The sequence below is a fragment of the Sutterella sp. genome (genome assembly GCF_030539355.1).
Taxonomy (GTDB): Bacteria; Pseudomonadota; Gammaproteobacteria; order Burkholderiales; family Burkholderiaceae_F; genus Sutterella.
The window spans coordinates 12,171-31,477 of sequence record NZ_JAUNSF010000003.1 but is presented as its reverse complement, the minus strand read 5'-3'; the positions used below and the strand labels follow the sequence as shown (position 1 = coordinate 31,477).

Here is a 19,307-nt window from a genome sequence, read left to right as displayed (position 1 = left end):
CGAACGGCCCCGCGAACGGCCCGGCTCCCGCCCCCGCTCCTGCTCCCCAGCAGCAGTAATCCGGCATCCTTCCTCTGAGGCGCTTCCTCCCCGGTGAGGCGCCTCCCGCCAGGAACAGCAAGGCCGCCACGGTTCAAAACCGGGCGGCCTTGGCGCATCTGAAGGATCTGCGGGAATCAGTTCGAGGACGTGGCCTCGGCGATGGCGCGCTCGAGCGCCTCCTGGTCAATGCCCTCGAAGTCGGCGGTGAGCACGCTGCCGTCCTCGGTGGTCTTCGCGAGCTCGTAGAGCAGACGGACCGGGGCGGCGTTGCCGAGCTTGCGGCCGATGTGGGCGCGGTGAACCTCGACGGTGCGCTGCGAGAGGTTGAGGAGCGGCGCGATGTCGCTGTTCTTGAGGCCCTGGCAGATCATGATGAAGATCTGGCGCTCGCGGCGCGAGAGCGACTCGTACATGAGGAGCAGCCTGCGGCGCCGGTAGAGGCGCTTCGAGCGAACGAGGCCGACCTCGACGGCGCTCGCGAGCTCGTCGGGATCGACGGGCTTCTCGAGCACGCTCACGGCGCCGGCGGCCATCGCGCGCACGGCCGTGCGGATGTCGGGCTGCGAGGCGAGCAGGATCACCGACACCGGGCACTTCATCTGCCTGAGCGCGATCTGTACGTCACCCGAGGTGGTCATCGAGAGCGGCTCGGCCACGATGAGGCAGCCCGGTCGGTCAAGGTCCGCGCGGGCGAGGAACTCGGTGGCGTTGGGATAGACGATCGTCTCGAACTGCGGCATCAGCGCGAAGGTGAGCGACTCGCGCACGCCGTCCTCCTCGACGACCCACACGACGCCCGGGTCGTCCGGGGCAAACTGGGAGTCCTCGGGTAAAGGGGGAATATCTGAAGGATTGGTCATGCGCTGGAAAATGTTTTCGTTATTCGGAAGGGTGAGGTTGGTCACGTTGGATTGTAGCCGCTCGGGGTACTATTAAATGATGTAAAGGTACCGTCCGCCCTTGCACTTACCGCGCCGCGGACTGTTTTGCCGAGGGGACAGTCATTTTTTTCGGAGACCGTGCCGATGGAACCCGTGACAGCGCTTTTCGATGATGCGCCGCCGGTCTCGGCTCCCGTTTCGCCGGAGCCCGCCGATGCGGCACTGCGCGCGCTGATGGCGCGGCTCCCCGCGACGATCCGGCTCGGCACCTCGACCTGGAACTTCCCCGGCTGGCGCGGGATTGTCTGGAGCCGCGGCAGCGGCCTCGACCGGCTCGCCGCCGAGGGCCTTCCCGCCTACAGCGCCTCGCCGCTCTTCCGGACTGTGGGCCTTGACCGCAATTTCTACCGTGCGCTCTCGCAGGCGGACTTTGCGCGCTTCGCCGCGCAGGTGCCCGATGACTTCCGCTTTCTCGTGAAGGCCCCGCGCGACGTGACGGATCCCTTCCGCAGGAATGACCGCGGCGTGCCGACGGGACCCAATCCGCTTTTTCTCAACGTCCATGCGGCCGTGGACAAGTTCCTCGGACCGGCGAGGCTGGGCCTCGGCAGAAAGGCGGGGCCGCTTGTCTTCGAGTTCTCGCCGGTGCCGCACCCGCAGCTGAGGCAGCTTGACGCCCGTCTCGCGCTCCTCGAGCGCATCTGCGCCTTCTTCGAGGGGCTGCGGGCGCCCGCGGAGGGACTGCTCCTTGCGGCTGAGTTCCGAAACTACGAGCTGCTCACGCCCCGCATGATGAAACGGTTGCGCGCCGCGGGCGTGCGGCCCGTGATCGGGCTGCATCCGGCCATGCCGGGCATCCGGCGTCAGACTGAGGCGCTCAGGTGCTGCGACGCGCCGGACGCGAAGGAAGGGGAGTACTGGAAGCTCGCCGGGCCGCTCGTCATCCGCTGGTCGCTCGCCGCGCACCAGTTCTATGACACCGCGAGGCGCGCCTGGGCGCCCTTCAATGCGATCCGCGCGACGGATCCGGCGACGAGGGCGCTTGTCGCGTCCCTCATCGCCCGTGCGGCGAGAAGCGGTGTGGAGAGCTACCTCGCCGTCAACAACAAGGCCGAGGGGTGCGCACCCCTCACGGTCCGCGGCATCGCGGAGATCACGGACCACATCCTTGAGGCGGACCGTCCGGTGCGCCGCTGAGAAGCGGCTGCGGACGGTCCCCTGTCAAATCACCACTCGGTGAGGAGCGACGCCGTCTCGGGACGGGGCTCCGGAGATTCGGCCAGCGTCCCGCAGAGGATGAAACAGAGCAGGCGCTCGGTCTTCGGGTCGTAGAGGCCCTCGGGATCCGGGAAGTCGCGGCCGGTGACGGTGAAGGCGCCGAACCCTTCGGCATAGAGCACGTTGAGGAAGTTCGTGAGCGCGCCGCCCGCGGTCATGAGGTTCTCCATGTCCTCGCCGGGGAAGGTGCCGGGACCGGGCCGAGGGCCGATCACGGCAATCGCGCAGGCGCCCTTCATCGCCTTGCTGCGGGCGCGGTCGATCTTCGCCTGGTCGGCGTCGGCGGGCAGGGCCTTCACGAAGAGCTCGGCGAACTTCTCGCGCGAGAGGACGTTGACGAAGCGCACGGGGAAGCTGGCGTTGTGCGAGGGCGTCGACCGGGCGGCCTTCGCGGCGGCCTCGAGCACCTCGGCCGAGGGGCCGGGCTGGGTCTGGATCTTGGGCTTCGCGGAACGGCGCTCGGCGATGATCCGGGCAAATTCAGGATTGCGCATGATGACGTTTGAATCCTTGTTCGGGGTGATGATGCTTGAATGGTTCCCTGGCATCCGTCGGGTGCGCGGCTCTGATCGAGCGCACAAATACTTGGGCGAAAGTATAGGAAGGCACACTTTGCGCTGACATAGAATTTCCGGACGGAACAATCACCAGTGCGTCCTGCCAGAGGACCCGGCGGCCGCACTGCAAGAGGAGAAGAGCCATGGCGTCAAGACGCATCTGGGACATCACGCCGCCGCTCGGCAAGCGCACGCCGGTATTCCCCGGCGACACACCGTTTCAGGTCTACTGGAACACGCGCATCTCCGACGGCGATCCCAGCAATGTCTCGACGCTCACCTTCTCCCCGCACATCGGCGCGCACGCCGACGCGCCCCTTCACCTTGACCGCGACGCGGCGGACGCCGCCGCGCTCAGGCTCGAGACCTTCATCGGCCGCTGCGTCGTGATCGACCTCTCCGACGAGACTTCACTTGATGCGATCGGCCCCGAGTCGGTCGACCTCACCATGCTCCCGTCCCGCGTGCTCTTCAAGACCCGCAGGCAGCGCCCCTGGCAGTGGACGGACCAGTTCCGTGCGCTCAAGCCCCAGCTCGTGCGCGACCTCGCCGCCGAGGGCGTGGGACTGATCGGCGTCGACACGCCGAGCATCGACCCGGCGGCGAGCACGCTGCTCGTGAGCCACCGCATCGCGCTCTCCAACCGCATGGCGCTGCTCGAGAACCTCGACCTCGCCGAGGTCCCCGCGGGCGAATACGAGCTCATCGCCCTGCCGCTCCCGATCGAGGGCGTCGAGGCCACCCCGGTTCGCGCGATCCTCCGTGCACTTACGGCTTCAGGCAAGTAGTATTACAGGGTTTTCACCTATCCTTTTTCAGGGATCTGCCATGCCGCATCTCGTTTACGAAAGGCCCATCCGCATTCACTTCGGTGACTGCGATCCCGCGGGAATTGTCTATCACCCGCACTACTACGCCCTCATCAACATGTTCCATGAGGACTTCCTGCATGAGGTCGGCAACGTCGGCTTCATCGAAATCCGCAAGTTCGGCGTCGGCTTCCCCGTCGTCGGCATCCGCACGGATTTCACGGCGCCCTCGCGCCCGGGCGACCTCTGCACGGGCAAGGTCTGGATTGAGAAGATGGGCCGTTCGTCGATCCGCTTCGCCTTCGAGGTGACCTGCGGCGAGGAGGTGCGTCTGCGCGCGATTGAGACGATGGTCTGCGTGAAGCTCGACGAGAAGGGCGACTTTGTCTCCTACCCGATCCCGGACAACATCCGCGAGGCCTTCAAGCCGTACCTCATCGAGGAGGGCGATCCGCTCCTTGAGCTGCGCGCCTGATCAGGGCTCCATCGCGAGGAGCCGGGGTGATCCGGGCCAGAGGCGCCGGAGCACCTTTTCGCGGTCCTCGTTCGCACCCGTCGCATGGAAGTGCTCCTGCGGCGGGTTTTCCTTTTCGGGCGCGAGGAGGTCGAGGTAGCCGAGCCGTCGCTCGAGCTGCTCGGCCACCGCGGGCGCCGGGTCGATCAAATGCGACTTCGGCGCGTGCGCGCGTATCGCCTCGGCGAGGAACGGGTAGTGCGTGCAGCCGAGGACGATCTCGTCGGCGCCGGCGGCGGCGATCGGATCGATGTACTCGGTGAGGAGCGCGTGGAGGGCGGGCGAGGTGAAGTCACCGCGCTCGACGCATTCCATCAGCCCGGGGCAGGGCATGTCGATCACGCGGATCGGCATCGGGCGCGAGGCGTCGGCCCAGTCAAGCGCGCGCTCGCGCACGCGGGCGTACTTGGCGCTCGAGATCGTCCGCGAGGTGGCGATCACGCCGATCGTGCCGGCCCTCGTATGGCGCACGGCGGGGAAGACCGCGGGCTCGATGCCGATGATCGGCATCGCGAGCCGCTCGCGGAAGTAGCGGATCCCGACCGCGGTGGCGGTGTTGCAGGCGAAGACGACTGCCTTCACTTCCTTCTCGAGCAGGAAGCTGATCACCGCTTCAAGGCGGTCGATGATGTAGGCGTCGTCGCGGTCGCCGTAGGGCGCGTAGGCGCAGTCCGCGGCGAAGATCAGGTCCTCGTGCGGGAGGCGCGCACGCACCGCGCGCGCGACAGAGAGCCCGCCGAAGCCCGAGTCAAGGATTCCGATCGGTGCTGTGCTCGGCATTTCACTTTCTCCGCAGGTTCTTTCTGAGGCTCGGGAGCTCGGTCACGAGCACGCCCATGACGATGAGGGCGCCGCCGGTGAGGCCGAGGGCGCCGAGGCGCTCGCCCGCGATCCAGCCGATCACGGCGGCGAAGACGCTCTCAAGCGCGAAGATCACCGCGGCCGTGGAGGCGGCGACGAACTTCTGACCCCAGGCAAGCAGCATCTGGGAGGCCGAGAGAATGACGGCGAGCCAGAGGAGGCACCAGAGGAGATCCTTCGTGAAGACGGTTTGGGTGAGCTCCATCCCGCTCGCGTGCGCGACGAGCGTTCCGAGGCCGGCGTAGAGCGCGACGAAGAAAAGCTGCGCGAAGGTGAGCTCGAGCGCCTTGCAGGCCGGGGCGAAGCGCCCCATCAGGATGATCTCGAGGGCGGAGAGGAAGGCCGAGAGGATCGTGAGCCATTCGCCGAGGTTGTTCTCGAAGGTCATCGAGAAGGGATCGGCGATGAGCACGAGCCCGGCGAAGGCGACGAGGGCGCCGATGAAGGCCGCGACGTCGGGGCTGCGCCGCGTCACCGCCCAGAAGAGGAAGGGCGTGAGCGGAACGTAGAGCGCCGTGAGGAAGCCCGAGGTGGAGGAGAGGATCGTCTCGAGGCCGATGTGATTGAGGAGGTACGCGCCGTAGATCGCGAGCGCGCAGACGGCGCCCGCTTTCCAGGTGACCGCGGGGATCTGCCCGATCTGGCCGCGCAGCATGATGAGAACCACGCACGCGCCCATCGCGAAGCGCATGAAGACGAGCGAATAGGGATCGGTCGACGAGAGCGCCGTCGAGACGGTGAGGAAGGAACTGCCCCAGAACCCGGTCGCCGCCACGAGGGCGAGGATCGGGAGCAGGGCGGCGAGCCGCGGGGGAATGCGGTCGGAGAACGACATCGGGAGCCGGTCCTCTCGCGGTCAGTGCGCTTTTCCGGCCCAGAGCGCCTCGTCGACGCCGCGCGTGACGGAGCCGTCCGCCCAGACGATGACGGGGCGCTTGATGATGTTGGGCGTGGCGAGCATCTGCGTTTTCATCGCCGCGGCGTCGGCCTTGCAGGCCTCCCGGACCTCGGGGTCAAGCTTGCGCCACGAGGGACCGGCGGCGTTCACGAGCGTGTTGGCGGGAATCTGCTTCATCCAGCCCTCGAGAAGCGCTTCCGTCGGCGGCTCCTTCTTGAAGTCATGGAAGGTGAACTCAACGCCGTTGTCGCGGGCCCAGGCGAGGGCCTTCTTGACGGAGCCGCAGTTGGGGATGCCGTAGATGTCGATCATGGCGGAAGAAGTCTCCGTGGGAGGGAATCGGGGGTCTGCCGTGTCGTGCGGCTGACCGTGTGCCGCGGATCATTATGCACGAGCGGCGGACGGGACTTCTGCGGGGCTTCCGGACGCGGAAAAAGAAAATCCCGCACCGCCAAAGCGGTACGGGATCCTGAATTCTGGTGCCGGAGAAGAGATTCGAACTCCCGACCTTCGCATTACGAATGCGCTGCTCTACCAGCTGAGCTACACCGGCTCTCTCAATTGTCGAAGTCGCGAGGACCTCGGCATCGGAGGAGACGCATTATGCAGAAATAGCAGGGGTGAGGCAAGAATCTGACACATTCAGTTACATTTAGGCCGGAGCCCCGGACCGCCCGCGGCAGGCACCGGAGAAGTTCGGTTCCCGGAGAAGAGAACCGAACTCCGGACCGTGCCGCGGACCTCTGAGAGACACGGACACAAATGCGAGTGATATCAGGAAACAAGTGGGGTGCGATCCGTCTAGAATGAGTCTCTTTCAGAGTTTTCTTCCCATCTCCCCGGAGTTTCGCCTTGACCGAGCCCCTCATCGTCAGTCTGCCCACCCCCGAGGACACGGACCGGCTCGGTTCGATCTTCGCCCGGGCCTTTGCGAAGCACGCGCCTGCGATCAGGGAATCAGGGCTCGCGCTGCGCCTCGAGGGCGACCTCGGCGCCGGCAAGACGAGCCTCATGCGCGCGGCGCTCCGTGAGCTCGGCTGGACGGGCCCCGTGAAGAGTCCCACCTTCACGCTCCTTGAGACGTACAGGACGGGCGCTGTCAGCGTCAATCACTTCGACTTCTACCGGTTCGAGGAGCCCGAGGAGTTCATGGACGCCGGGTTCCTTGACTGCTTCTCCGAGGGCGCCGTCTGCGCGACCGAGTGGAGCGAGAAGGCCGCCCCCTATCTCCCGCCCGCCGACATCACGGTCGAGCTCCAGCATGACGGGCTCGGCCGCAGGGCCGTCATCACAGCGAACGAGGCGTCCGTGACCGGGGCCCGTGTCTTCGACGAGGTTGCAGAGCTATGGACGCCGACCGTCGCCGGCTGATCGCCGCCTCGGGCGGCCTGCTGCTCTTCTCGCTCGCGCCCTGGGAGATCGCGAGCGGCGCGAAGCTCGTCAACGTGCGCATGTGGCCGGCCGAGGAATACACGCGCGTGACGATCGAGACGGACGTCCCGCTCAAGTACAAGCACTTCTTCCTGAGGGCCACGAAGCCCCTGCGCCTCGTGATCGACATCGAGGGGCTTGCGCTCACCGAGAGCATCCGCAAGGCGATCGCCGACGTAAAGGCCGATGACCCGTACATCAAGGCGATGCGCATCGGGCAGTTCAAGCCCGGCGTGCTGCGCCTCGTCATGGACCTGAAGACCGACGTGAAGCCCGAGGTCTTCTCCTTGAAGCCCTTCGCGAACTACCAGCACCGTCTCGTCTTCGACATCTACCCGGCGCATCCGAAGGACGCGATCGGCGAGATTCTCGCGGGCGGCGACGACGGCGCCGCCGCGAACGACCCGCTCGCCGACGTGCTCGCGGATCTCGCGAACGACGAGGGCGGCAAGGAACGCCCGGCCGGGAAGCCCGCCGAGAAGCCCTCGCAGAGCGCCTCGTCGAGGGGAACGAAGAAGCCCGCCGGCGGGAAGAAGCCCGTGCCGAAGAAGGACAACTCGGTCGTGATCGTGATCGATCCCGGTCACGGCGGCGAGGATCCGGGCGCGATCGGCCGCAGGCGCACGCAGGAGAAGACCGTGGTGCTGCAGATTGCGCGGCGTCTCGCGAAGCTCGTCTCCGCCGAACCCGGCATGAAGGCCGTGCTCACGCGCAATTCCGACCACTTCGTGAGCTTGGGCGGCCGTGTCGCGATCGCGCGGCGCGTCAGGGCCCACCTGCTCGTCAGCATCCACGCCGACGCGTGGACGAAGAGCACTGCGCGCGGCTCCTCCGTGTTTGCGCTCTCGCAGCGCGGCGCCACGTCCGCCGCGGCGAGGTGGCTCGCGAAGAGCCAGAACGAGTCCGACCTGATCGGCGGCGTCAACATCGCCACCGTCAACAAGCAGGTCGCGAGCGTGATCGTCGACATGACCTCGAGCTGGACGATCGGCTACAGCCTCGGGCTCGGCTCGCGCGTGCTCGGCGAGCTGAAGACCGTGAACCGCCTTCACAAGAATTCGGTCGAGCAGGCCGGGTTCGCGGTTCTGAAGGGCCAGGGCATTCCGTCCATTCTCGTCGAGACCGCGTTCATCTCGAACCCGGCCGAGGAGCAGCTTCTCAAGAACGGCGCGCATCAGCAGAAGCTCGCCCGGGCGATCCTGAACGGCATCAAGAAACAGCTCGCCGCCGACACGTCGCTCACGCGTCAGGGCTGAGCCCCGGCTACGGGTTAAATCAAGCCGTGGCGTGGCGGGATCTCGACCGCAGGCCGCACGCTCATTAAAATTTACAAGATCTGTCCGACGACATCACCCGCACGGGAACACGCCTGTCGAGGCCCTTCGCTGAGGCCTCCGGGCAGCCTGAGCGGTGCCGGACCCCTACATCCCCATCATTCCCAGGAGTGAATACACAATGGCTCTCGTTTCCATGCGCCAGCTGCTCGACCACGCTGCCGAGAACGGCTACGGCATCCCCGCCTTCAACGTCAACAACCTCGAGCAGGTTCAGGCCATCATGGCCGCGGCGAGTGAAGTCGGCGCGCCCGTGATCATGCAGGCCTCGGCCGGTGCCCGCAAGTACGCCGGCGAGACGTTCCTGCGTCACCTGATCGAAGCGGCCGTCGAGGCGTACCCGGAGGTGCCGATCTGCATGCACCAGGACCATGGCCAGAGCCCGGCCGTCTGCCAGGGCGCCATCCGCTCGGGCTTCTCGTCCGTGATGATGGACGGCTCGCTGATGGGCGACGGCAAGACCATCTCCTCCTACGAGTACAACGTCGACGTCACCCGCCGCGTCGTTGAGATGGCCCACTGCATCGGCGTCTCCGTCGAGGGCGAGCTCGGCTGCCTCGGCTCGCTCGAGACGATGCGCGGCGACAAGGAGGACGGCCACGGCACGGACGCCACGATGACGCGCGACCAGCTCCTCACCGATCCGGACCAGGCCGCCGACTTCGTGAAGAACACGCAGCTCGACGCGCTCGCCATCGCCATCGGCACCTCGCACGGCGCCTACAAGTTCACGCGCCGCCCCACCGGTGAGATCCTCTCGATCCAGCGCGTCAAGGAGATCCACGAGCGTCTCCCGAACACCCACCTCGTGATGCACGGCTCCTCGTCCGTTCCGCAGGAATACCTCGCCGAGATCCGCCAGTTCGGCGGCGACATGCGCGAGACCTACGGCGTGCCCGTCGAGGAAATCCAGAAGGCGATCCAGCACGGCGTGCGCAAGGTGAACATCGACACCGACATCCGCCTCGCGATGACGGCCGCCATCCGCCGCTACTTCGTCGAGAATCCCTCCGCCTTCGACCCGCGCGGCTACAACAAGCTTGCGCGCGCGGCCGCGACCGAGCTCTGCAAGTCGCGCTACCTCGCCTTCGGCTGCGAAGGCCAGGGCGCCCGCATCAAGCCCGTGTCGCTCGAGAAGATGGCGAAGAAATATGCCGACGGCACCCTTCGCCAGAACGTGCTCTGATTGAGAGCCTCTGACGCTCCTCGCTGACCGAACCGAGGCGCGCAGCCCGGACGGAAACCCCGGACTGCGCGCCTTTTCTCTTGCAATGGAAGACCGACGACCGATGACAACTCCCGAAGGACAGTCCGCCACGAACCTGAAGGGCAAGCGGGGCCTCAAGCGCCTGATCAACGCCACGGGCTACTCGATCAAGGGCATCCGCGCGGGACTCGCCAGTGAGGCGGCCTTCCGCGAGGAGTGCCTGCTCGCCGTCGTGCTCATCCCGGTCGCGCTCCTTCTCCCGGTGACGGTCGTGGAGAAGGTGCTCCTCATCAACGCGGTGCTGCTCCTCCTTCTCGTGGAGATCCTCAACTCCGCGGTCGAGGCCGCCGTCGACCGCGTTGGCATGGAGATCCATCCGCTCGCCGGCCGCGCCAAGGACATGGCGAGCGCCGCGGTCTTCTTCGCCCTCCTGATCGGAGCGGTCACCTGGGGCGCGATCGCGCTGCCCGCGATCTGGGGGCTTTTCTGAGCGCGCACGGGTGCGTCTAGCGTGATTTGCAGAGCATCCCTGCGACTGTGAAGCTCCCGGGCAATTAAAATTCCGTCAACCGAATTTTTTCCTTTCACCCTTCATGGGGAGGCAATCTTTCATGTCAGGTCTTTCCAAGACGAACATCCCGTCCCTCAAGCAGATCTACAGCGGCAAGGTCCGCGACTGCTATGCCGTGGGCGATGACAAGCTCCTGCTCGTCGTCTCCGACCGCATCTCCGCCTTCGACGTGATCCTCGGCGATCCGATCCCGGGCAAGGGCAAGGTCCTCACGGCCCTCACGAACTTCTGGTTCGAGAAGTTGAAGGACGTCATCCCCAACCACCTGACCGGCATCGATCCCGTCTCCGTCGTCAAGCCCGAGGAGGCTGACCAGGTCCGCGGCCGCGCCCAGGTGACGAAGCGCCTGAAGCCGATCCTCATCGAGTGCGTCGCCCGCGGCTACATCATCGGCGGCGGCTGGAAGGACTACCAGGCCACCGGCGAAGTCTGCGGCATCAAGCTCCCGGCCGGTCTGCGCCAGGCCGAGAAGCTCCCCGAGCCGATCTTCACCCCGGCCGCCAAGGCCGAGCTCGGCACGCACGACGAGAACATCTCCTACGAGCGCGTCGTCGAGATGTACGGCGAGAAGGTCGCGAGCACGATCAAGAACGCCACCCTCGAGCTCTACAAGCGCGCCGCCGACTACGCCCTCACGAAGGGCATCATCATCGCCGACACGAAGTTCGAGTTCGGCCTTGACGAGGAAGGCAACGTGCTCCTGATGGACGAGGTCCTCACGCCGGATTCGAGCCGCTTCTGGCCGGCCGACGAGTACGAGATCGGCACGTCGCCGAAGAGCTTCGACAAGCAGTTCATCCGCGACTGGCTTGAGACCCAGCCCTGGAACAAGCGTCCGCCCGCCCCGAAGGTGCCCGAGGACGTGATCGCCAAGACGGCCGACAAGTACCGCGAGGCGCTCCGCCGTCTCACGGGCACGGACATCGAGCCGTAAGCCCCGGGCGGTGACGCGGCCGGGAGGAACGGAGAAGAGAATCCCCGCCCGGCATCACAACCGACCACCACAAGCGCGCCGGAGGACTCCGGCGCGCTCGTTTTTCCCACTTTTCCACCGAAAACGGAACCCAAAATGGCAGAGACCACCAACGCCCCGCTCGTCGGCATCCTGATGGGCAGCAACTCCGACTGGGAGGTCATGAAGAACGCCGCCCAGATGCTCAAGGACTTCGGCGTCCCCTTCGAGGCGCGTGTCGTGAGCGCCCACCGCATGCCCGATGAGATGTTCGAGTACGCCGAGACGGCCGCCGAGCGCGGCATCCGCGTGATCATCGCGGGCGCGGGCGGCGCCGCGCACCTGCCCGGCATGCTCGCCGCCAAGTGCACGCTGCCGGTCTGCGGCGTCCCTGTCCCGTCGAAGTACCTCCGCGGCGTCGACAGCCTGCACTCGATCGTGCAGATGCCCAAGGGCGTCCCCGTCGCCACCTTCGCGATCGGCGAGGCCGGCGCCGCGAACGCCGGCATCTATGCCGCGCAGATCCTTGCGCTCAACGACCCCGAGCTCGCCCGCCGTCTCGCCGACTTCCGCATCGCGCAGAACGCCAAGGCCCGTGCGATGCCCCTCGCGCTCGACGAGCTCGCCTGATTCCCGTCCGGACATAAACATCCTCCTGTCTCCTTCCCGCAGATGACCACTCAAACCACGCTTCTTCCGGGCACGAAGCTCGGACTTCTCGGCGGCGGCCAGCTCGGCCGCATGTTCTCCGAGGCCGCCGCCCGCATGGGCTACCACGTCGTCGTGCTCGAGCCGCATTCCCCGTCGCCCGCCGGCGAGGTCTCGCTCGAGCAGATCGACGCCGCCTATGACTCGGCCGAGGGCCTTGATGAACTCGCCCGCCGAGTCCCCGCCGTGACGACGGAGTTCGAGAACGTTCCCGCGGGGAGCCTCAGGCGCCTCGCCGAGGCCGGTGTCACGACCGCCCCGCATGCGGACGCCGTGGCGGCCACCCAGGACCGCAACGTCGAGAAGGCCTTCATCGAGAAGGCGGGCGTGCCGACGGCGCCCCACGCCGCCGTGCGCACGGAGGCCGACATCGAGGCGCTCCCCGACGATCTCTTCCCCGGCATCCTCAAGACCGCGCGTCTCGGCTACGACGGCAAGGGCCAGGCGCAGGTCGCGAGCAAGGCCGACGTCGCCGCCGCCTGGGAGAAGTTCGGCCGCAAGGACTGCGTGCTCGAGAAGCGCCTCGCGCTCAGGACCGAGGTCTCGGTGATCATCTGCCGCAACGCGGCGGGCGAGACCGCCGTCTTCCCGGTCTGCGAGAACCATCACAGGAACGGCATCCTCGCCTACACGGTGATGCCCGCCCGCATCGACACCGAGCTCGCCGGCAAGGCTCAGCGCTATGCGCGCCAGATCGCCGAGGCGCTCGACTACCGCGGCGTGCTCTGCGTCGAGCTCTTCGTCCTCGAGGACGGCAGGGTGCTCGCCAACGAGCTCGCCCCGCGTCCGCACAACTCCGGCCACGCGACGATCGAGGCCTGCGCCACGTCGCAGTACGAGCAGCAGGTCCGCGTGATGGCCGGGCTCCCCTTGGGCGACACGACGCAGTTCGCGCCCGTGGTGATGCTCAACATCTTGGGCGACCTCTGGTTCGACGCTGACGACAAGCCCGTCACGCCGCCCTGGGAGAAGCTCCTCGCCATGCCGGGCGTCAAGCTTCACCTCTACGGCAAGGCCGAGGCGCGCCATGCCCGCAAGATGGGGCACGCCACCGTGCTCGGCTCCTCGCAGGGCGAGGCGCTCCACCGCGCGTACGAGGCGGCCCGCCTGCTCGGGCTTCCCTTTGCCGAAGAGCTCGCCGAATGATGAAGACGCCTGAGGTTGATCGGGCGGCGATCGAACGCGCCGTCGCAGTGCTTGAGGCGGGCGGTCTCGTGGCCATGCCCACCGAGACGGTCTACGGTCTGGCGGCGAACGCCGACGACGAGGAGGCCGTCACGAACACCTACCGAGCGAAGGGCCGTCCGATGAACCATCCGCTCATCGTGCACGTCGCGGGCGCGGACGACATCGCCTGGTGGGCCGAGCTCACGCCCGAGGCCGAGCTTCTCGCCCGCCGCTTCTGGCCGGGCCCGCTCACGCTCGTGCTCAGGAAGAAGGACCGCTGCGGCCTCTGGGTCACGGGCGGACAGGACACGGTGGCGCTGCGCTGCCCCTCGCACCCGTGGGCGCACGAGCTCCTCGCCGCCTTCGGGGGCTCAAAGCACCGCGGTCTCACGGCGCCCTCGGCCAATTCCTTCGGCCGGATCAGCCCCTCGACCGCGCAGCACGTGCGCGACGACCTCGGGGAGAAGCCCGAGGGCAAGCTTGACCTCATCCTCGACGGCGGCCCCTGCGAGTTCGGCATCGAGTCGACGATGGTGAACCTCTCCTCGGGACGCCCGGAGATCCTGCGCCACGGCATCGTCACCCGCGCCATGCTCGAGGAGGTCCTCGGCTGCCCGGTGCCCGACGCCGGCGCCGATGCGCCGCGTGCCTCGGGGAGGCTGAAGAGCCATTACGCCCCGAAGACGAAGGCCGAGCTTGTGAAGGACGCCGACATCCCGGCCCGTGCGCTCTCGCTCTCGGGCGAGGGCCTCTCGGTCGCGGTCTTCGCGCCCGAGGCGGTCCGCGAGGCTTTGGAGGCCGCGGGCGTGAACCCGCACTGCTTCATCAAGGCCCCTGCCGACGCGCTCTCCTACGGCGCCTTCCTCTACGAGGCGCTCCATGAGCTCGACGCCTCCGGCGCCGGACGCATCCTGATCGCCGAGCCGCCCTCGGACCCCGAGTGGGCCGCGGTCGACGACCGGCTCGGGCGCGCCACCGCCTGATCAGCGCCGGGAACGGCGCAGACGAAGAACCGGAGCCCCATCACTGGGAAGCTCCGGTTTTTTCGCTTCTGGCGTGACTTCGGATTACTTCGAAGTGCTGGTCGTCGAGCTCGTTGAGCCGGTGCCGAGCTTCTCGCTCATCGCGCTCGAGAGCTTCTCGAGCACGACGCCGCCGAGCGACGCCGCGCTCGTGCCTTTCGCGGAGAACTTGCCGTTCTCGTAGCGGATGTTCTCGAGCTTGATCGTTCCGTCGAGCTTGTTGCTGTACTTCTCGATCTTCTTCGAGGTGGAGCTCTTGCCCGCGAGCGACGTGATGAGGGAGGCGAGGCCGGCGACGGCCTGGACCTTCTCGGTCTGTTTCTCGGCGAGCGCCTCGATCTCGGCCTTCGCGACCACGATGTGAATCGGGTCGGTGGTCTTCACCTCGAGACCGGTGAGTGCGGCGTTCTTCCAGCTCACGAGCTGGGAGCCCGAGGCGTTCGTGAGGTCAAGGCTCGCGAGCGACACGTCGCCCTTCCAGCCGGCGACGGTCTTCTCCTTCTCCGTCGTGAGCGTGAGGTCACCCGTGGTCGCGAGCGTTCCGGCGTTGGCTCCGACGCCCGCGTAGCGCTTCATCAGGTTCGAGTAGTTCTTGAGCCCGATCCCCGAGCCCTTCACCGCGACCGTGGCGGCGAGCGGCGAGATGCCGGCCTTGCCGGAGGCGGAGAGCGAGCCGCCGCCCGGGGCACAGGAGAAGGTGAAGTCGCCCTGGCTGTTTTTCTCGGAGGAGAAGTTCTTCGCGGTCAGGTTGATCTTCGAGAGCGTCGTGGAGACGACGGGGCTCCCGGACTCGTCGCGCCAGGTGAGCGACCCGTTCGTGACGGCGGCCGATTCGACGCGCCAGGCCCAGGCGGCGCTGTCGGCCGTCTTGGTCTCGGTCTTCGCCTCGCTCTTTGCCTTGCTCTCGTCGCTCTTTGCGTCAGAGCCGGCGAGCTCAGTGAAATTGAGGCCCTTCTTCGTCATCACCGGACGGATGTCGGGGTTCGTGAGCGAGGCGCTCTTCACGACCACCGAGCGTTTCGCGGTGTCGAGGCTCGAGAGAGTGACGTTCGCGCTCTTCCACTGCGCGAGGGTGGTCTTCCCCTGCGTGAGCGCAAAGTCGGAGACCGTCGCCGAGCCGGAGGCCGTGACGTTGCTCCCCTCGAGGCCCGCCTTCACGTTGAAGGCGATGCCGGCGCGCAGGTTCGCGCCGAGCGCGGCGGTCACGTAGGGCGCGACCGTGGTGAGGGAGAGCTTCGAGCCCGTGAGCTCAGCGTCAACCTTGAGGGGCGCGATCGCGGCGGTGCCCTTGCCCTCGATGTGTCCGCCGAGCGTGTCCGCGGCGAGGGTGAAGCTGCCGGCACTGTCCGCGGCGCTCGAGAGATCCTTCACGGAGGCCGTGAGGTTCGTGACCGCGATGTTCGCGGCGGGCTTCACCGTGGAGTCGCTCCAGCGCAGCTGCGCGTCGGAAAGCGTGGCATTCGCGACGCGCCAGTTCCAGGCAGACGAGGCGGAGGAGGAGGTCTCCGCGGCGGGGGCGGCGGCTTCCTCCGATTCCGAGCCGGCCGCGTTCTGCGCGGCGTCAAGCCCGGCGAGGATGTTGATGCCGGAGGCCGACTTCGCGGCCTTCACGCGCAGGCCCGAGGCGGAGACGTTCTCGACCTCGGCCTTCTGGCTCGTGAGATCAAGCTCGGCGAGCTTCACCTCCGCATTGGCGAGCGAGATGATCGACTCGCCCTTCTGCGTGACGGAGACGCCGGAGAGCCCCGCCGTGCCCGAGAGGAGCATCTTCGCGGCGTTGCCGCCCGTCGGGTTGCGGAAGACGAAGTTGAGGTCGGAGGAGAGGCGGGCGCCCGCGACACGGAAGTCCTCGGTGTTGAGCATCGGGACGATGCGGGCGAGCCGTGCCGCATCGAGGTCCTTCACGCGCAGGTTGAGCGTGGCCTCAAGCGACGAGCCGAAGGGCTTCGTCGTGCCGGTGGCCTCGATCGGGGAGCCGTTCAACTTCATCGAGAGCTCCGGGGTCACGAGGCTCTCGCTCGACGAGTCCATCGTCGAGACGAAGGGCAGCTTGATCGTGATGTCGGAGAGCGTCTCGTCGATGTTGCGCGAGGCGTCCGCGTAGCGCAGCGACGAGTTGGTGACAGAGATGTTGTAGACCGCGAAGGCCGGGAGCGCCCCGTCCGAGGAGGACGAGGACGCGGCGGCGGTCGTGGTGCTCTCCCCGTCCGAGGAGGAGCCCGTGAGCCGCTCGATGTCGGCCTTGAGCTTCTCGTCCATCACGGCGTTGAGCTTGAGGCCGTCGAGCGTGATCTCCTCGACAACGGGAGCGAGCTTCACGATGGACGAGGCGGAGGCGTCGACGCGCAGGAGCGCGAGACTGAGAAGCGGCTCGGACGCGGCGTCGGAGCCGGGAACCGTGAGGCCCTTGAGCTCATAGGCGAGGGTCCAGGGATTAAAGGAGACGTCCTCGAGCGTGACGGCACGGCCGAGCTTCTCGCTGACGGTTTTTTCAAGCACGGTCCGTGTGGCGTACGGGACGCCGAGGAAGCCGATGCCGGAGTAGAGCGCCACCGCGACGGCGGCCGCGCATGCTGTGAACTTGAGTGCCTTGGACATAGTTATCGGGTGCTGCGGAAGCAATGGTGATAAGGAAAATTATCGTTCGTTTGGGGGACGATGGGCGCACCTCGCCGGAGATGATTTGATTTAGTCACATTTGTTTCACAGGGATTTCACCCATGCACAGCTAATCCTTTAGTACTAAGATAAACCTTGTACAAACGTACACAAAGAAGATGCTGACCGACGGCGACTGAAAGCCACGGAAAAGAAAAGTCGGCGGCGTCAAGGAAAGGAAAAAAACATGACCCCATCCGTCTCAAGACGTACCCTCGTGAAGGGCGCGGGCGCGAGCTTTGCCGCGTCTCTCTTCTCCCCCGTCACCCGCGCGGCCGAGGCGGCCGCGCCGGCCTCTGAGGAATGGTCCGGCTGGACCATCTGTGACTCCTGCAACCACATGCCCATGTGCGGCATCCACTTCCGCGCAAAGGGCAACACCGTCATCAGGATCGAGAACTGGAAGGAGCATCCGAATCACTTCCTCTGCTCCAAGGGCATCTCGACCCTGCAGCGTCTCTACAACCCGAACCGTCTGCTCTATCCGCTGAAGCGCACGGCCCCGAAGGGCGCGAAGGACCCGGGCTGGGTCCGCATCGGCTGGGACGAGGCGATCGCGATGATCGCGAAGAACCTGAACGAGGTGAAGGCGAAGTACGGTGCGGAGACCGTTCTCTTTTACTGCGGCGACCCGAAGGAACCGCGTCCGCCGGTGATGCGTCTCGCGCGCTACTTCGGCAGCCCCAACTACTGCTGCGAAAGCTCGGTCGCGTGCAACCTCGCCTACGTGCATGCGCAGGAACTCTCCTTCGGCGGAGAAGTCTCCGGCGGCCCGAACGGGAAGGCGAAGTGCACGATGATCGTCGGCAAGAACGGCTCCTGGGCGTCGCCCCACGGCTTCTACCGCAACCTCCTCGCGCAGAAGGCGAGGGGCCTGAAGCTCATCGTCTCCGACCCGCGCCGCACGAAGGTCGCGGAGCTCGCCGACGTGCACCTGCAGCCGCGCGCCGGCACGGACGGCGCCGTCGCCTGGGGCATGATCCGCGTGCTCGTCAAGGAAAACCTCGTCAAGCGCGACTTCGTCGATCAGTGGTGCACGGGCTACGAGGAGCTCGTGAAATACTGCGAGCGCTTCACGCCCGAGTACGTCGAAGCGGAGACGGGCGTTCCCGCCGAGAACATCATCCAGGCCGCGCGTCTCTTCGCCGACGGCCCCTCTTCGATGATGCTTCCCGGCCAGTCGATCCCGCACCAGGGCAACGGCTGCAACAACGTCCGCGCGTATTCGCTCCTGATGGCCCTCACGGGCAACGTCGACAACGCCGGCGGCTCCACCTTCGAGGACTGGCCCGAGGACTACGTCCGCTGGGACGAGGGTTACACCCGCAGCTTCATCGATCAGAAGTGGTTCAACGAGCCCGAGCAGAAGGCGAAGCGCATCGACCGCGAGTTCGCGCCCGTCTGGAACGAGATGCAGGTGCTCTGCAACCCGAACAAGCTCCCCGAGATGGTCGAGGCGGGCCGCATCCACGCGTTCGCCGGATTCGGCACGAACATCCTGATCTGGCCCTCGCCCGACGAGTACAAGGCCGCGATGAGAAAGATGGACTTCTCGTTCGCGACCGACTACTTCTACCGCGACGACACGCACCATGACATGGATCTGGTGCTGCCCGCGGCGATGAACTTCGAGCGCTACGCGCCCTTTGGCACGCACGGCCGCAAGGTGAGCGCTAGGAAGCCCGTGAAGCCCCTGGGCGAGGCCTGGGAAGACTGGAAGATCGCGCTCACGATCGGCGCGGCCTGCACGGGCGACAGCGACCTCTTCTTCGGCGGCGACCCGGTGAAGGCCTGCGACTCCATCCTGAACGGCTGGGGCACGAGCTACGCCGAGCGCCAGGCGATGCTTCCGAACGTCAACGTCTGCGAGTGGTTCCCGAAGCCCGCGACGGAGAAGTACGCGAAGGGTCTGCTGCGCTTCGATCACAAGCCCGGCTTCCGCACGCCCTCGGGCAAGATCGAGTTCGTCTCGTCTGTTCAGGCCAAGCACGGCTTCCCGGGCCTGCCCGAGTACACGCCGGCGCCGAAGCCCACGGCCGAGTATCCGCTGAAGCTCCTGAACGGCACGCGCCGCCCCTACATCACGCACTCGAAGACCCGCGGCGACCAGCCCTACCTGCTCGAGCTCGAGCCCGAGAGCGTGATCAACATGAGTCCGGACGACGCGGCCGCCCGCGGCATCGCCGAGGGCGACCAGGTCTGGATCACCTCCCCCTACACGTCAAAGAAAGTGCGCGCCCGCGTGCGCGTCACGATCATGATGCAGCCTGGTCTGATCGACGCCCAGTACGGCTGGCGCGGCGACCAGGAGACGCAGGACCTCATCCCGAGAAAGGGCTGGGATCCGATCTCGGGTTACCCCTGCTGCAACGACGTCTGCGTTCAGGTCACCAAGGCCCAGGCGTAAAGGAGGAAGA

At 66.7% G+C, this 19,307-nt stretch carries 18 protein-coding genes and 1 tRNA gene; 12 read left to right on the top strand and 7 right to left on the bottom strand.

Features of this window, described 5'->3' with window-relative positions:
* Positions 1–176: 176 nt before the first annotated feature.
* The gene (locus Q4F91_RS01270; protein WP_303333952.1) at positions 177–902 is read right to left on the bottom strand and encodes a response regulator transcription factor; all 726 of its coding nucleotides are present in this window, start codon (positions 900–902) and stop codon (positions 177–179) included.
* A gap of 165 nt (positions 903–1,067) precedes the next feature.
* On the opposite strand from Q4F91_RS01270, the gene Q4F91_RS01265 reads away from it, so the two are divergent.
* The gene (locus tag Q4F91_RS01265) at positions 1,068–2,120 is read left to right on the top strand and encodes a DUF72 domain-containing protein (protein ID WP_303333951.1); all 1,053 of its coding nucleotides are present in this window, start codon (positions 1,068–1,070) and stop codon (positions 2,118–2,120) included.
* A 29-nt stretch (positions 2,121–2,149) separates the two neighbouring features.
* On the opposite strand, the gene Q4F91_RS01260 is transcribed toward Q4F91_RS01265, so the two are convergent.
* Positions 2,150–2,695 carry a nitroreductase family protein gene (locus tag Q4F91_RS01260; RefSeq protein ID WP_303333950.1) on the bottom strand — a complete coding sequence of 182 codons (546 nt, stop codon included), beginning with the start codon at positions 2,693–2,695 and terminating at the stop codon, positions 2,150–2,152.
* A 206-nt stretch (positions 2,696–2,901) separates the two neighbouring features.
* Between Q4F91_RS01260 and Q4F91_RS01255 the strand changes: the two genes are divergently transcribed.
* Together Q4F91_RS01255 and Q4F91_RS01250 are read left to right on the top strand one after the other, a co-directional pair.
* Complete coding sequence (locus Q4F91_RS01255) at positions 2,902–3,546, top strand: cyclase family protein (protein WP_303333949.1); 645 nt, start codon at positions 2,902–2,904, stop codon at positions 3,544–3,546.
* A gap of 40 nt (positions 3,547–3,586) precedes the next feature.
* Positions 3,587–4,042, top strand: a complete 456-nt coding sequence (locus Q4F91_RS01250; RefSeq protein ID WP_303333948.1) for a thioesterase family protein — start codon at positions 3,587–3,589, stop codon at positions 4,040–4,042.
* Here the strand turns inward: Q4F91_RS01250 and murI are convergent, their stop codons facing one another.
* From murI to Q4F91_RS01230, 4 genes are all read right to left on the bottom strand, one after another.
* The gene (gene murI / locus Q4F91_RS01245; RefSeq protein ID WP_303333947.1) at positions 4,043–4,861 is read right to left on the bottom strand and encodes a glutamate racemase; all 819 of its coding nucleotides are present in this window, start codon (positions 4,859–4,861) and stop codon (positions 4,043–4,045) included.
* 1 nt (position 4,862) lies between these two features.
* Positions 4,863–5,777, bottom strand: a complete 915-nt coding sequence (locus tag Q4F91_RS01240; protein WP_303333946.1) for a DMT family transporter — start codon at positions 5,775–5,777, stop codon at positions 4,863–4,865.
* A 21-nt stretch (positions 5,778–5,798) separates the two neighbouring features.
* The gene (locus tag Q4F91_RS01235; RefSeq protein WP_303333945.1) at positions 5,799–6,152 is read right to left on the bottom strand and encodes a Spx/MgsR family RNA polymerase-binding regulatory protein; all 354 of its coding nucleotides are present in this window, start codon (positions 6,150–6,152) and stop codon (positions 5,799–5,801) included.
* A 165-nt stretch (positions 6,153–6,317) separates the two neighbouring features.
* Positions 6,318–6,393 (bottom strand) — tRNA-Thr (locus tag Q4F91_RS01230).
* A gap of 299 nt (positions 6,394–6,692) precedes the next feature.
* On the opposite strand from Q4F91_RS01230, the gene tsaE reads away from it, so the two are divergent.
* From tsaE to Q4F91_RS01190, 8 genes are all read left to right on the top strand, one after another.
* The gene (gene tsaE, locus Q4F91_RS01225; protein WP_303333944.1) at positions 6,693–7,211 is read left to right on the top strand and encodes a tRNA (adenosine(37)-N6)-threonylcarbamoyltransferase complex ATPase subunit type 1 TsaE; all 519 of its coding nucleotides are present in this window, start codon (positions 6,693–6,695) and stop codon (positions 7,209–7,211) included.
* Complete coding sequence (locus Q4F91_RS01220) at positions 7,187–8,527, top strand: N-acetylmuramoyl-L-alanine amidase (RefSeq protein WP_303333943.1); 1,341 nt, start codon at positions 7,187–7,189, stop codon at positions 8,525–8,527. Before tsaE ends, Q4F91_RS01220 begins: the two co-directional genes overlap by 25 nt.
* Before the next feature lie 199 nt (positions 8,528–8,726).
* Entirely contained in the window at positions 8,727–9,791 is a 1,065-nt protein-coding gene (fba, locus tag Q4F91_RS01215) for a class II fructose-bisphosphate aldolase (protein ID WP_303333942.1), read from the top strand.
* Between the two features lie 103 nt (positions 9,792–9,894).
* Positions 9,895–10,302 carry a diacylglycerol kinase gene (locus Q4F91_RS01210; RefSeq protein ID WP_303333941.1) on the top strand — a complete coding sequence of 136 codons (408 nt, stop codon included), beginning with the start codon at positions 9,895–9,897 and terminating at the stop codon, positions 10,300–10,302.
* A 121-nt stretch (positions 10,303–10,423) separates the two neighbouring features.
* The gene (locus tag Q4F91_RS01205) at positions 10,424–11,317 is read left to right on the top strand and encodes a phosphoribosylaminoimidazolesuccinocarboxamide synthase (RefSeq protein ID WP_303333940.1); all 894 of its coding nucleotides are present in this window, start codon (positions 10,424–10,426) and stop codon (positions 11,315–11,317) included.
* A gap of 135 nt (positions 11,318–11,452) precedes the next feature.
* On the top strand, positions 11,453–11,965 hold the full coding sequence (gene purE, locus Q4F91_RS01200) for a 5-(carboxyamino)imidazole ribonucleotide mutase (RefSeq protein ID WP_303333939.1): 513 nt from the start codon (positions 11,453–11,455) through the stop codon (positions 11,963–11,965).
* Between the two features lie 42 nt (positions 11,966–12,007).
* Positions 12,008–13,189 (top strand): 5-(carboxyamino)imidazole ribonucleotide synthase, encoded by a 1,182-nt coding sequence (locus Q4F91_RS01195; RefSeq protein WP_303333938.1) that lies wholly within the window; start codon positions 12,008–12,010, stop codon positions 13,187–13,189.
* Complete coding sequence (locus Q4F91_RS01190; protein WP_303333937.1) at positions 13,186–14,193, top strand: L-threonylcarbamoyladenylate synthase; 1,008 nt, start codon at positions 13,186–13,188, stop codon at positions 14,191–14,193. Before Q4F91_RS01195 ends, Q4F91_RS01190 begins: the two co-directional genes overlap by 4 nt.
* 84 nt (positions 14,194–14,277) lie before the next feature.
* On the opposite strand, the gene Q4F91_RS01185 is transcribed toward Q4F91_RS01190, so the two are convergent.
* Positions 14,278–16,830, bottom strand: coding sequence for a DUF748 domain-containing protein (locus Q4F91_RS01185; RefSeq protein ID WP_303333936.1), 2,553 nt, complete (start codon positions 16,828–16,830; stop codon positions 14,278–14,280).
* A gap of 247 nt (positions 16,831–17,077) precedes the next feature.
* Between Q4F91_RS01185 and Q4F91_RS01180 the strand changes: the two genes are divergently transcribed.
* Positions 17,078–19,297: a molybdopterin-dependent oxidoreductase gene (locus Q4F91_RS01180; protein ID WP_303333935.1), complete on the top strand. Its 2,220-nt coding sequence runs from the start codon at positions 17,078–17,080 to the stop codon at positions 19,295–19,297.
* Positions 19,298–19,307 lie beyond the last annotated feature (10 nt).